The following is a 12,300-nucleotide window of genomic DNA, read 5'->3' as shown; positions in this document are numbered from 1 at the left end:
TGTCCGATCTTTGCTTCCACCTCCTGACCACTGGAGGAATCATGAAAGCTCAAACCATCATCAAAAACAAAAAAGGCCAGGGACTTGTCGAGTACCTGATCATTGTGGCAATCGTTGCTGTCGGCAGCATTTCCGTTATCAAAGTTGTCGGCGCCAACATCGACGTGCAGTTCGCCAACGTGGCGCAGGCCCTGGGCGGAACGGACAGCCGCAAGAAAGAAGCCCACAAAGTCACGGACACTATGTACAAGAAACGCGACTTCAGCGATTTCTTCGAGGGTTCCGTTAACTCCAAATCAGACAGCAAATAGTCATGAAAATCCTGAATGAAAAAGGACAAGCTTTGTTAGAGGCGGCCTTCGTACTGCCGCTGCTGCTAGCCACCGGCACAGCGCTGGCTTTTCTATTCTATCGCACGCTGGTTTTCTATTATGCCGACCACCAACTGCATGAAGCCCTGATCTGTGCGGAATCCGTTCAAGTTTCCACATGTAAAACCCATCTGGAAAGGAATCTGCAAAAGCTGATGCTTAAAAACACCCGTTTGAATGTCCGCCTGAACAAATCCCTTTCCGGCAGCACAGGGCGCATCGAGATTGCGCTGCAACCGGAAATCCAGATTTCTAAAGAACTGCGCCTGTAAGAAGGCCGCATATGCGCAACCAGCAGGGCTTTGCCGCTATTCTAATTCTGGCGTTACTGCCGATCCTGGTGTCCGGACTGTTTCTGGTTGCGGCCATGATGGGATTTCTACAATTGGATCTGGCGATGAAACACACCTGCCGCAGCGAAGGCTTGCAGGGACAGGAAAAGGTCCGTCCCCATCTGGAAAAACTGCTGTCGTTGAATTCCAAAGCCGTAAAATTAAAAGCCCAATTGATTTCTGCACAGGCCAAAGCCAAAGCAGCAGAGGCCGCCGGAAATATCCCTGTAGCAACTGCTGCTGAATTAGAGGTCTTGAGAATTGAAGGACTGCGACTAGCTCTGGACGCACAACAAAAGCAACTGATCCAACAAAGCAACCTGCAGCTTCAGCGCAGCCACAGTTCCACCCGCACCCGGCTTTACCGTGCCCACAGGGAAAACCAGACACGTCTGAATTTCCTGACGATCAAAACCCAGATTGAAAATGAGCCCATTCCGCGCCTGGCGGTCCGTCCGGACTTCCCGGACACGGCGCCGACATACAGCCCTGAACCTGACTTTGAAGTTCGTCAGGCTTTGGCGCAACGCTGGCAGTACCGGATCGCGCTGCGCCCGCCTCTTTCTAATTTTCTGAAGGCGGATTTCGGCTTTGAAAAAGCCTGCGCCGTCACTTTGACCAAAGGACCCTTGCGATGGAAAACCCAAATAACAAAGGGCAGATACTCATTGAAGTCTGTCTGGTGATGGCCTTGGTACTGCTGATTTTCTTCGCGGCCTTTTCCCATCTTTCAAAGCTAAAAACAGCACAACAACGCCACCAATTCACAAAAGAGAAGTCTTATGTTTCAAAAGACCGTTTCAAATCTAAAAAGTAACTGGCCACTGGCGGGTTTTCTGATCATCGGCCTGATAGCCTTTATCAGCAGCCCTTCCAAATCAGACCAAGATCCGCTGGAAACCGTGGCGGCCCCCGCGTCGGTTGACACTTACATCCCCGCAGGCCACGTGCTGGTGCCAATTGAAATTGCCAATGCCGAATCGCTCGCATCACTTGTGGGTGACATGGGTGGCGTCGTCGATCTTTACCTTGCCAGCAACGACACTCAAAAAGGCGGTCTTAAAGTTGGCAGCAAGTTGAAACTGCTGCGCGCCCCGCTCAATCCGCAGCAGTATGCTGTTCTGGTGAAAGACAGTGAAAGTCCCAGATTGCTAAGCTTTAGCGGTCCCTTCATTGCCGTCGTTCAAAACCCTGAAGCTCGCGGTAATAGTGTCACCCCCGCTTCCTCTCCACGCAAAGCCGTGCGCATCGACTATCAAAACTAGGAGTTCCAATGAAAACCCCAATTGCAATTCTATTATTTCTATTGGCGACGGCTGCGCAGGCTCAGGTACTGATTCAGGCACCTTCGGCATCCCCCGCTGAATTCAAAAAATATTTGCAGGAAACCCCTTCCGCACGATCCTACAGCGATGTGCAAACTGAAAAGTTGCAACAGGCCCCCCAACAAGAACAGCAGCTGTTTCAGCTGGCAGATCTTTCCCCAAGTGAAATTCCGCAAGGACTTGAAACCCTCAATCGACTGAATCAGCAGTCTGCTCTGTCATCTTTAAGTCTGCAGTTTTTGCAGGATCTGACTTCGAAATGGCAAAGTGGAAAGCTCTCTCCACAAGCACAAAGCTCCGTGCGCAATCTGCACTGCAAATTCAGCCTGTTGCAGGACGAATCCAGCCTCACCATCTGCGCAGTTGAAACAGTGTCTTTGGAAAATCTAAGAAAGCTCAATCCGTGGATGAAGGCTTTGGCGGTGGAAAGTCAGCCGATCCCGCTGGAAGAAAGCAGTCGGTTAAAGATCGTGACCGAGGCCCCATATCACTTCACGCTGATTTCTGATTCCCATGCCAGCATCAGTTTCTATGGAACCTTTGCGCAGCTATTGCAACAGACCAACCATCCGCAAGCCTTGGTCGAAGGCGGCTGTGGCGGCTTCCAGTCCCAGATTGACGACATCAATCTGTCCCTGCAAGCGCGCGTGTTTTTCACCGCCAGTTGTGTGCAGGCAACAAATCAAGCCGATGAAGAAACAGAAAAAAGCTGGGTGCAAAGAAATAAAAAGTGGCTGATCCCGACCGCCGCGATTTTAGTCGGCGGCGGCATCTATGCATTGAAAGACAAAAAGGTCATCATCGACAAGCCGTCGTTTAAATAATCCTCTTGCCGTTAAAGACGACTTCTTTCACCACTCCATCTTCAATCACCGAATGACAGTCCGGCGCAAAAGTTTTATCCGGGTGCGCATGCACCACCGAGATGTCGCCATTAAATTTGCGAATGCGCGCCTGAGGACTTTCCTCCAACGCCAGATAGTTGCGCCAGAAAGAAGAAGGCTCCACCGGGCTGTCACAACCAAAAGAAATCGGGATCTGCGCCAGGCGCAAGGCTTCCCATGGGAAGACATACGGGTAAAGCTCTCTCAGTTTTTCCATCAGCCACACACGGTCGCTCAGCCAGTGACAAGGCTGCATATGACAGCGCACATGCAAAGGCTTCATCATCTGAATGGTTTCCGGGCGCAGAATTTGCGCGTGTTCCAGATTCAAGCGGCCCACGGCCCCTTGCGCTGAAATTTTGCGGGCGGCCTGCACGATGTGATGAGCAGCCTCATCCCCGATTGTGTGAACTGAAAACTCCAAGCCTGCGGCCCAGGTGCGTTTCATCATTGTTTCGATATCCGCAATATCCCACAGAATGCGCCCCTGATTGCCAGAGCGCTCGCCGTTGTAAGGACGACTGAGCAAAGCCGTCTCAGATCCCAATGAACCATCATAGAAAACCTTGATGCCTTTGGAGCGAAGCAAGGGACGATCCTGTTTTTTCGCGGCCAGTGCCGCAGTCAGCATCGAATCAAAGTCATTCATGTCGTGGGAGGTGAAATTTTCCTCGATCGCCAAAGTCAGGTCTCCGGCATCGGCGACCTCACACAGCATATTCCACAGGGATTCAGTGCAGCTCAGGTCACGCACGTGAGTAAATCCAGCGGCATTGAAGGTGCGGCAGGCTTGCAGAATATTGGCTCGTTGCTGGGATTTAGAGAATGACGGCAAGTGATCCCAGGCGCGCAGATGGTCTTTTTCGGTCAGAATGCCCGTGGCGGAATCCAAGTCCATTTCTTTAAGGGCTGCGGAATTCAACCAGCTGCTGTGTCCGTCCATGCGGGCAAAGTAAACCGGAATATCCGGAAAGACTTTATCCAGAAGATCCTTGTGCGGCTGTTCGTGCACCGGCCACTGGCGTTCGTCCCAGCCAAACCCCACCAGCCAGTGCTGACGATAGTATCCCGGCTTGGTGCGATCCAGATTCTGCAAATCCTGCAGGGATCTGATCGATTCCAAACGAAGCCCCGAAGCGAATTCGCCCGTTGCGATAAAGTGCGTGTGACTGTCGTAAAGACGCGGGATTTTAAAAAGCATAAGGCCCTCTGTTTTAGCAGAAGGCCTTAATTAATTTAACTGTTTAATTTGCTATTTAGCGTGCAGAAGGGATTGGAGCCGGGCCTGTTGTCCCGCCGCCTGTACCCGGAACCGGAATTGGCTGAGGACCACCGATGCCACCACCAATTGGTGTTGGACCGATACCTGTGCCACCACCGATACCAATACCGATAGAGCCACCCACGCCGCCTACACCGTATTGAACCTGCTGGATTCTATACAACAATCCATAAAGTTCCTGTTGCAAGCTGGATACAACCTGCTGTCTTTGAACCTGCTGTTGCATGTAAGACTGCTGTTGTTGGATATACTGTTGATACTGCTGCATTTGCATCTGCATCATCTGCTGCTGCATCTGCATCATGCCAAGGCTTCCCGCCATGCCACCGGCCATGCCGCCCATACCAGCCATACCGCCGGCCATTGCGCCCATGCCCATCATGCCACCAGGATATGCGCCCATCATTCCGGCCATACCACCCATGCCGCCCATCAAAGCGCCAGGGTAAGCACCCATCATGCCGCCAGCCATACCGCCGACCATCGCACCTGGATACGCGCCCATCATACCGGCCATACCGCCAGCCATCGCGCCCATACCCATCATACCGCCTGGATAAGCTCCCATCATGCCAGCCATACCGCCCATCATGGCACCTGGGTATGCACCCATGATACCACCGCCGATACCGCCAACCATTGCGCCAGGATATGCGCCCATCATGCCGGCCATGCCGCCCATCATAGAGCCAGGGTAAGCACCCATCATACCGCCACCCATCATAGCACCTGGGTAAGCTCCGATAATTCCACTAGCCAATGCGCCCATGCCCATCATGCCACCCGGATACGCGCCCATCATGCCGGCCATACCGCCTGCCATCGCGCCCATACCCATCATGCCACCTGGATAAGCTCCCATCATTCCGGCCATACCACCCATCATAGAACCAGGGTAAGCACCCATCATGCCGCCGGCCATACCGCCGATCATGGCACCCATGCCGCCGTATGGACCACCCATGCCCCATGGACCGGCCATACCCCAAGGACCCATCCCTGGCATATAGATACCGCCACCCATGCCGCCCATACCAAGGCCGGCCATCGCATATGGGTTACCCCACATGCCATTACCGTTCATGCCGCCGTAAGGACCCATCATACCGTAAGCACCACCGTTATTGCCGGCACAACCAAATGCACCTGCACCGATACCACCACCGATAGAACCATAGATACCACTGCCGCCACCGACCATCTGGCCGATACCAGTACCGATCGCGCCCAAACCGTAACCGTAACCCGTGGAAGCCCAAGGGTCTGTCGGCCAACCGATGTTGGAGTTCGCGTCAGCAATCATTTGATTTGTTTTGTAACCAGCAAGGATGGACAAACCACCCAATGCAACGTTCCCGATCACAGAACCCCAGTTGGTTTCTGGTTTCTGATACTGGTAACCGGAACCGGAAGCGATACAGTCAACGCACACGCCACCTTCCGAGATCTCACGACGACGTTCACGCTGTTCATCAGCGTAATCTTCTTTCGCGATCTTGATGTCTTCTTTTCTGTTGTCGATCAGGTTTTTCAAAGCATCAATTTCACGAGTGACTTTGTTTCTTTGAGAGTAACCCTTCTTGTAATCAGAAAGACCTTTTTTACAATCTTCAGTCGTTGCACGACCTTTTTCACTTTGACGGAATTTTGGAGTGGAACAAACCGTGCCGGAAACAGAACCGTTTTTATTCGGATCACAAACGCGCGCCCATTCCTGGATGCTGAAGCCGTGAACTTCACGAGTGCCGCCAGCCTGAACGGAAGCATCACCTTCCTGCCCCTGCGCGATAAACTCATCACTCGCGCCCATGCCTTTGTACTCTTTACAGCTGACGTTGTTCTCGATGTGCTCGAACATCAGCTCTGAATAGTCTTCAGAAACCACGTCTTCAACATCTTTACGGGAACGAGTCAGGGATCTGTCGATCTTCTTCAATTCAGATTGTTTTGCACGAAGCTGCTTTTGTGCTTCGCTGATTTCAGCCTGAGCTTCTTTGATTTCATCTAGATAGCTGGAGGAACCGGCACCAGCAGAGTAATCATACGGGCAGGCTTGCATCCCACCGTACATACCTGTGCCCCACATTTGGGCTTGGGCACCAGCTGCATAGCTCATCACCAAGGTGAAAAGAGCTGCAATGCGCATCCAAAACTTCATACACGATCTCCTGAAAAGGAATAAAAAAACTTCTATCGTTCCACTCTTCGTCAGAATAGCGCTTCAACTTGATGCATTCCCGGTCTAAATGTTGAAAGATTATGAATCTAGACTGTCGACCAGCATATTTCTCACATTTAGCAGGACTCGACCCGGACGGTACGATGGACCAGCTGGAAATCCTTTGCACTGGCTATTTCCAGCTCCTACACTACCTCATATGATTAAAAGCACAATTTTGTGTGTCGACGATGAAGTGGATAATGTTGACGCCCTGGAACGCCTCTTCCGAAAGAAATACAACGTCTTAAAGGCCACCTCGGGCAAAGAGGCACTGGCGGTGCTGGACGAACATCCGGGCCCCGTAGCTTTGATCATCACCGATCAGCGCATGCCGGAAATGACCGGCGTGGAATTCCTGGAAAAAACTCTGGCGTCTCATCCTGAGACTGTGCGAATTTTACTGACCGGTTACACCGATCTGGAGTCCGTGATCAGTGCCGTGAATAAAGGTCAGATCTTCCGCTATCTGACCAAGCCCTGGGACCCGGTGGATCTGACCAATACTGTGGAACACGCGATCGACCGCTATGTTCTGGGCCAGGAATTGAAAACAAAAAACACGGAACTGGCGCGTGCCTTGGAAGAACTTAAAAGCCTGGACGTCGCCAAATCCAATTTCATGATTCTGATCAACCATGAACTGAAAACCCCGCTGACTTCGATCTTAAGTTTTTCTTCCCTGCTGGCGGAATCCAAACTGAACGACGAAGACAAGCTGATGGTGAACCGTATCACCCGCAGTGCCGAGCGCCTGAAAACCCTGGTGGAAGATGTTCTGCTGGTGGTGCGCGCGGAAACCAATCAACTTAAAATAGACATGCAGCAGGTGGCCTTCACCCAATTTGACGAAGCCATCAGTAAAGAGGTGCAGGATCTGCTGAATAAAAAGCAGCAGAAGCTGGTCAGCAAGCTGGAACCATTGGCCGTTTCAGCCGACGTTCGCCTGATCAAACAAGTCATGCTGCGACTGATTCATAATGCCGCAAAATTCGGAACCGACGGCAGCGAGATTCACCTGGAAAGCCTGAAAAGCGGGAACAATCTGCGTTTTGTCGTTTCCAATATCGGCCCTCACCTGCCCACGTCTGTAGTGGACAAAATCATGAAGCCCTTCTTTATTGACGAGGACGTCATGCACCACTCCACCGGAACAGGCTTGGGTCTGACCATCTGCCAGTCTATTTTAAAGTCACACCAGTCCCACCTGCAGTTTAAAAACACGGCTCAGGGTGTGATGGTGTTCTTTGAACTGCCACTGGCCTAGGGTGTCCGGCTCGCGGCCCTGACCCCGCACTATCCTGCCGACAACTCTGCACGGGCTTTGCTTTAAAGCCCGCTCATGAAAACTTTACTGTTTTTCCTGATGCTTATTTCTTTTCCTGCTTATTCCCAAACCGCGCTGGTGTTGGGACTGGGTGAACAAAAATCCGTGCCTTTACAGGGACAGGATCGAGTATGGATTCAAGACCGCGAAATCCTGACCGCCGAAGGCCAGGGTGGCAAACTGAATCTGGTCGGCCGCCGCGAAGGCGTCACCACAGTCAAAGTGGGATCGGCCCTTTACAGCGTGCAGGTTTTGCATCCGTCCAAGAAAGATTCTTTTCAGGATCTGACAACTTACCTGAAATCGCGCGTGGGTTTGCGGGCGTCGTTAAACGAAGGTGATCTTTTAATCGAAGGCCAGTTGTATCGTCTACAGGACTGGATTCATCTGGCGGACTATATGCGCGCGCGAAATCTAAGCTATCAAATGCGGGCACGGATGACCGCTTCTTTACAGCAACAAGCTCAGGAACATTTCAGCGACTTGTTTTACAAATCCCATCTGCCGCCCCAGACATTGATCTTTGAACCCGCTTTGGAAGTCCGAGTCAGCGGCACCGATCAGACCTTCCGAAAATACAGCAAGCTTCTGACATCCTTCGGAGTCAGCCTGCTAAAGGACGAAACCAGTTTGGACGTTGCACCGACCATCAAGGTGCAAATCACCGTGGCTGAAATCAAAAAAGACTTTTCCCTGAAGTACGGCCTACGCCCACCCGCGGGTTATTCCGCGAAGCTTATGCCCGACGGAGTTTGGGAAAGAGATGAACTTCCTTTCAACCTGACCGCCCTTGAAGCTCAAGGCCAGGGTAAAATTCTGGCAAGCCCGAACATCCTTTGCCGCAGTGGCAAAGAGGCCGAGTTCCTGGCCGGCGGCGAATTCCCGATCAAGATCATGAACTATAAAATGCAGGACATCGTGTGGAAGCGCTACGGGATCTTACTGCGCGTAAAACCCAAAGCGGACGCCGCCGGACGCATGAGCATCTCGATTGAAACCGAAGTTTCCACCGTCGATGATTCGCGCAAGGTCGATGACGTGCCGGGAATTTTGACCAACCGGGTTTCCAGTCATTTTGATCTGACCAGACCGCAGACCATTGCGCTGTCCGGCCTATTAAAAAGCGAAGACGGAAAAAGTTCCGAGGGCCTTCCCCTGCTTTCACGCCTTCCTGTTGTGGGCGCGCTGTTTGCCAGCAAGGACTTCAAAGAAAATCGTTCCGAACTTGTCATCTTTGTGCGTCCCTCCATTTTACGGGAAGGTGAAGAAAACCCTGCTCCCCAGCACCTAAACACCCTGCAGGGCCGTCGCCTATGATCAGCGAAGCCAAACATATCTATGACCGCATTCACGATGACATTCTGAAACTTCCTTTGAATGAGTTTTTACTCAGCTCTGAAGAACAGCACAAATTGCGCTCTCAGCGCATTGACCAAATCCTGGATCTGCACACCGCCTCAGTCACGGCCGAAGCCCGCTTGCGGGTGCAAAATGAAATGCATGCGTGGGGGCCGATTGAAAGCCTGCTGAACGATGAAAGTATCACAGAGATTCTGATCAACGGGCCTTCCGCGATTTGGCTTGAACGTGCGGGCCATTTGCAAAAGCATCCGGATTATTTTTTCTCTGACACCAGCTATCGCAATTTCCTGGATCGCCTCAGCCACGCAGCTCATGCCCATATCACCACGGAATTTCCCTGCGCCGACGGACGATTTGGTGACTTTCGTTTAAGCCTGATTGGCGCAGAACTGACGCAGACTCATCCTCACGTGACTTTGCGCCGTCATCCCAAAAACCCGTGGAGCTTTTCCCGATTGGCCGAACATCAGTGGTGCCCGCCTGATTCCCTGCCGTTTTTTGAAGACATCGTAAAGCGGCGGAAAAATTTTCTGGTGGTGGGCCCTACCGGCTCTGGCAAAACCTCGGTGCTGAATTCATTTTTGAATCTGATGCCGGAAAACGAGCGGATGGTCGTCATCGAAGACACATCCGAAATTTCCCTTCCCAACAAAGCCAGCTTAAAACTTTTAACCCGCGAAGATCCGCAAGGGGTTTTGCCTTCTGTGGACCAGGCGCAACTGGTGCGAAGGTCACTGCGTCTGCGGCCCGATCGCATGGTCATGGGTGAAGTGCGTGGCGCAGAGGCCAAGGACTTTTTAATGGCCTTAGCGACAGGTCACAGCGGCAGCTTTGGCACTTTGCATGCGCAGGATGCGGGTCAGGCATTGATACGTCTTGAGATGCTGATTCAGATGGGGGCTCCGCAATGGAGTCTTTCCGCCATTCGCAGACTGATTCAAATGTCTTTGGATTATGTGATCGTGGCTGAAAGAAAGGCCGATGGATCCCGCCGCATGAAAGGCGTCTATCGCATCACTTCATTGGAAGAAACCGGGTTTCTGCTGGAGCAGGAAAAGTAAAAACCCGGAAAGCGAGGGGCGCCGTCCGGGTTTTCAAATTTAAGCTACTACTTTGGTACTATCAGTCTGCGGTTTCAGGGGCGCTTGCTCCTGTGCGCGCAGATCTTTTTCAACAAAGAACAATCCTTCATTCTCGGTTGCTTTGGTGAAGGTTTCTTCCGACTTCGTCTGGTCGCCTTCGCGTGCCACCGATTTCGGATTATTGAAGAACTTCTGATTCAGGTCTTCAATCACCTTCAACTTGTTCGTTTCACCCGCCGGTCTTTTATATACGGGAGAGGCCTCCGGCTGCAGTTGTTGTTCAGGAAGGTTTCCGGTTGCCCGCATTTCTTCCATTTGTTTGCTCAACGTGATGCGATCACCCAGAGAGTTCTTCCCCATCGGTCGCCCCAGGGCCAAAGCTCCGGGACGGGCTGGCTGGGATGCCGAAGTGTCTATCGCTCGAGTCCTTGCCGTTGCTGGCAGGATTCCGCTGATTTTTTCCATCTCACACCTCCGTGTGTGTATCTATGAAGTCCATCCTGGTCTTCACTTGATAGAAAACGTATCGGAATCGAACGTATAAACTTGAGACGGAATTGGAAGATCTGGACCTAAGACCAGCTGATAAACTGCCATGGACTTGCCGGGTGCCCCAGCAGCTTTTCACAGATGGCTTTCACGCGAGGATCATCCGACCCTGACCAGAACGTGCGCCCGATCAGGAAGCTCTGGGAAAAATCCATCCAGTTGGAAAAACGGCCTTCAATTAACGGAGCCAGCTTCAGGATCTCGGACCAGGCCTGAATGTCTGAAAGGTGCCCGGCCACGAAGCTCAGTCGCACCAGATGAACATAGCGGGAAGCATCCCAGGCCAGGATGCCGGGTTCTTTCAGATATTTATTCGTGCGCTGAACCCACAAAGCAAGCTTGCTGTAATCTGCGTCGCTCATTTGAAGCTCCTGCCCTTCTTCCAGATCAAAACGGAAGATCTGACGAAACTTTTCCATGGAAACAGCATCAATGCTGCCATCAGAAGGCAAAGCGGATCTTAGAACATTGAATTTCGTGCGGTGACCCTGCGTGCGGATATTTTCTAAAGTTTTCTGGCAGGTTTCACGGTCAGCCACGCCCCAGAACTCTTCCAGAATCGCCAGACAATCCAGCTTGATGTCCGGGCCATAGTTCATATCCAGGCGGAAGAAATACTCACCGATTTCATCCATGACCTGTTCGCGGATTTCGGGCGAAAGCTCTTTGCCTTCTTCCAAATCAGACCCGACAACTTGAAACAGTTCATCAAGAACTTGATTTTCCTCGATAAACGGCGCACCCAAAGACATCAATTTTTTTTCAAGATCTGTTTCTGGCAAAATGCGCTGCATGGAAACCCCTTTCACCGGCCTTCCTCAATTCAAATACGTTTCAATTGCTTTTTCAATGTGTTAGTTTCTTCGCATGTTAAAGAAGCTCCTGCTTGCCGCTGCGGCATTATTTTTTATTCTTGCTGGCTCTTTGATGTTGTTGATGGGTTACGTCTTCAATAACCCCGGAACTGTCTTTAACGCCTTCAATTCCGTCGCGGACCGTTTTCTGCAAGGTCAGACTCATGAAGAAAACGAGGAATTTTTCCTGCAGGGTATGGACGAGATTTTGATCTCTTCCCGCCGTGTGGATGTTGAACTGCGCACCTACAATGGCAGCACCCTGAAAGTGCGCCTGTCGGGCAAAGTGCCCCGCTTTGAAGAAGGCCGCTACATCCTGCAAACCGCCGAAAAAACCCGCCTGCATCTTGAATTTCAGGAACCACTGGCCAGCCATTGGATTCAGATGAACGTGAACGGTCAGGAACTGAGCAAGACCACCGACTCGCACCTAAAAGCTGAAGTTTACGTACCCGAGACTTTCAAAAAACAGATTCGCATTGAAACTCGCGAAGGACATGTGACCCTGCGCCTGCCACCAGCGGCACTATACGAACTGGATCTGCAATCGGTGTCTGGCCCCATTGATAATTCTTTGAAGCAGGAACCGGTGGCCGGGGTTGAGTCGGCAGAAGTCGGTCGCATTCAGGTGCAGACGATCGAAGGCCCGATCACTGTTGAATCCGCACTGGAATAAATTGAAATCATTTTAGAAATAAAAAAAGCCCGGAATGT

At 51.7% G+C, this 12,300-nt stretch carries 13 protein-coding genes; 9 read left to right on the top strand and 4 right to left on the bottom strand.

The genetic code is table 11. From position 1 onward, the window contains the following. The first annotated feature begins 41 nt into the window (after positions 1-41). The 5 genes from AC04MQ_RS06020 to AC04MQ_RS06000 all read left to right on the top strand — a co-directional run bounded on the left by AC04MQ_RS06020 (position 42) and on the right by AC04MQ_RS06000 (position 2,852). Complete coding sequence (locus AC04MQ_RS06020; RefSeq protein WP_011165646.1) at positions 42-311, top strand: Flp family type IVb pilin; 270 nt, start codon at positions 42-44, stop codon at positions 309-311. Positions 312-313: 2 nt separating this feature from the next. Continuing rightward, a complete protein-coding gene (locus tag AC04MQ_RS06015) occupies positions 314-643 on the top strand; it encodes a hypothetical protein (RefSeq protein ID WP_475391507.1) in 330 nt (109 codons plus the stop codon). Between the two features lie 11 nt (positions 644-654). After that, positions 655-1,389, top strand: a complete 735-nt coding sequence (locus AC04MQ_RS06010) for a hypothetical protein (RefSeq protein WP_015092311.1) — start codon at positions 655-657, stop codon at positions 1,387-1,389. 96 nt (positions 1,390-1,485) lie between these two features. After that, a complete protein-coding gene (locus AC04MQ_RS06005; RefSeq protein ID WP_015092313.1) occupies positions 1,486-1,968 on the top strand; it encodes a hypothetical protein in 483 nt (160 codons plus the stop codon). An 8-nt stretch (positions 1,969-1,976) separates the two neighbouring features. After that, the gene (locus AC04MQ_RS06000; RefSeq protein ID WP_475391505.1) at positions 1,977-2,852 is read left to right on the top strand and encodes a hypothetical protein; all 876 of its coding nucleotides are present in this window, start codon (positions 1,977-1,979) and stop codon (positions 2,850-2,852) included. Here AC04MQ_RS06000 and AC04MQ_RS05995 read toward each other — a convergent pair. After that, positions 2,845-4,113 (bottom strand): amidohydrolase, encoded by a 1,269-nt coding sequence (locus AC04MQ_RS05995; RefSeq protein ID WP_475391503.1) that lies wholly within the window; start codon positions 4,111-4,113, stop codon positions 2,845-2,847. The two genes, AC04MQ_RS06000 and AC04MQ_RS05995, sit on opposite strands and share 8 nt — an antisense overlap. Positions 4,114-4,168: 55 nt before the next feature. After that, entirely contained in the window at positions 4,169-6,352 is a 2,184-nt protein-coding gene (locus AC04MQ_RS05990; protein ID WP_475391502.1) for a hypothetical protein, read from the bottom strand. A gap of 220 nt (positions 6,353-6,572) precedes the next feature. Here AC04MQ_RS05990 and AC04MQ_RS05985 point away from each other — a divergent pair, with 220 nt between their 5' ends. The 3 genes from AC04MQ_RS05985 (at position 6,573) to AC04MQ_RS05975 (ending at position 10,162) form a co-directional block, all read left to right on the top strand. Then, on the top strand, positions 6,573-7,679 hold the full coding sequence (locus AC04MQ_RS05985) for a hybrid sensor histidine kinase/response regulator (RefSeq protein ID WP_015092317.1): 1,107 nt from the start codon (positions 6,573-6,575) through the stop codon (positions 7,677-7,679). 75 nt (positions 7,680-7,754) lie between these two features. Beyond that, positions 7,755-9,056 carry a type II and III secretion system protein family protein gene (locus tag AC04MQ_RS05980; RefSeq protein WP_015092318.1) on the top strand — a complete coding sequence of 434 codons (1,302 nt, stop codon included), beginning with the start codon at positions 7,755-7,757 and terminating at the stop codon, positions 9,054-9,056. After that, positions 9,053-10,162 (top strand): CpaF family protein, encoded by a 1,110-nt coding sequence (locus tag AC04MQ_RS05975; RefSeq protein WP_475391499.1) that lies wholly within the window; start codon positions 9,053-9,055, stop codon positions 10,160-10,162. The genes AC04MQ_RS05980 and AC04MQ_RS05975 overlap by 4 nt, the downstream gene beginning before the upstream one ends. A 39-nt stretch (positions 10,163-10,201) precedes the next feature. Here AC04MQ_RS05975 and AC04MQ_RS05970 read toward each other — a convergent pair whose 3' ends face one another. Continuing rightward, the gene (locus AC04MQ_RS05970; RefSeq protein ID WP_015092320.1) at positions 10,202-10,648 is read right to left on the bottom strand and encodes a hypothetical protein; all 447 of its coding nucleotides are present in this window, start codon (positions 10,646-10,648) and stop codon (positions 10,202-10,204) included. A gap of 107 nt (positions 10,649-10,755) precedes the next feature. Further along, complete coding sequence (locus AC04MQ_RS05965; protein WP_041577975.1) at positions 10,756-11,526, bottom strand: DUF1266 domain-containing protein; 771 nt, start codon at positions 11,524-11,526, stop codon at positions 10,756-10,758. Between the two features lie 73 nt (positions 11,527-11,599). Between AC04MQ_RS05965 and AC04MQ_RS05960 the strand changes: the two genes are divergently transcribed. Beyond that, a complete protein-coding gene (locus AC04MQ_RS05960; protein WP_015092322.1) occupies positions 11,600-12,262 on the top strand; it encodes a DUF4097 family beta strand repeat-containing protein in 663 nt (220 codons plus the stop codon). Positions 12,263-12,300: the final 38 nt, after the last annotated feature.

The organism is Bdellovibrio sp. MYbb2 (assembly GCF_056175685.1).
This window is presented reverse-complemented; position numbering and strand designations above follow the sequence as displayed.

Bases quoted from the DNA above. Each gene is read 5' to 3' on its own strand.
- AC04MQ_RS06020 (WP_011165646.1), top strand. From the start codon at position 42: ATGAAAGCTCAAACCATCATCAAAAACAAAAAAGGCCAGGGACTTGTC.
- AC04MQ_RS06015 (WP_475391507.1), top strand. From the start codon at position 314: ATGAAAATCCTGAATGAAAAAGGACAAGCTTTGTTAGAGGCGGCCTTC.
- AC04MQ_RS06010 (WP_015092311.1), top strand. From the start codon at position 655: ATGCGCAACCAGCAGGGCTTTGCCGCTATTCTAATTCTGGCGTTACTG.
- AC04MQ_RS06005 (WP_015092313.1), top strand. From the start codon at position 1,486: ATGTTTCAAAAGACCGTTTCAAATCTAAAAAGTAACTGGCCACTGGCG.
- AC04MQ_RS06000 (WP_475391505.1), top strand. From the start codon at position 1,977: ATGAAAACCCCAATTGCAATTCTATTATTTCTATTGGCGACGGCTGCG.
- AC04MQ_RS05995 (WP_475391503.1), bottom strand. From the start codon at position 4,113: ATGCTTTTTAAAATCCCGCGTCTTTACGACAGTCACACGCACTTTATC.
- AC04MQ_RS05990 (WP_475391502.1), bottom strand. From the start codon at position 6,352: ATGAAGTTTTGGATGCGCATTGCAGCTCTTTTCACCTTGGTGATGAGC.
- AC04MQ_RS05985 (WP_015092317.1), top strand. From the start codon at position 6,573: ATGATTAAAAGCACAATTTTGTGTGTCGACGATGAAGTGGATAATGTT.
- AC04MQ_RS05980 (WP_015092318.1), top strand. From the start codon at position 7,755: ATGAAAACTTTACTGTTTTTCCTGATGCTTATTTCTTTTCCTGCTTAT.
- AC04MQ_RS05975 (WP_475391499.1), top strand. From the start codon at position 9,053: ATGATCAGCGAAGCCAAACATATCTATGACCGCATTCACGATGACATT.
- AC04MQ_RS05970 (WP_015092320.1), bottom strand. From the start codon at position 10,648: ATGGAAAAAATCAGCGGAATCCTGCCAGCAACGGCAAGGACTCGAGCG.
- AC04MQ_RS05965 (WP_041577975.1), bottom strand. From the start codon at position 11,526: ATGCAGCGCATTTTGCCAGAAACAGATCTTGAAAAAAAATTGATGTCT.
- AC04MQ_RS05960 (WP_015092322.1), top strand. From the start codon at position 11,600: ATGTTAAAGAAGCTCCTGCTTGCCGCTGCGGCATTATTTTTTATTCTT.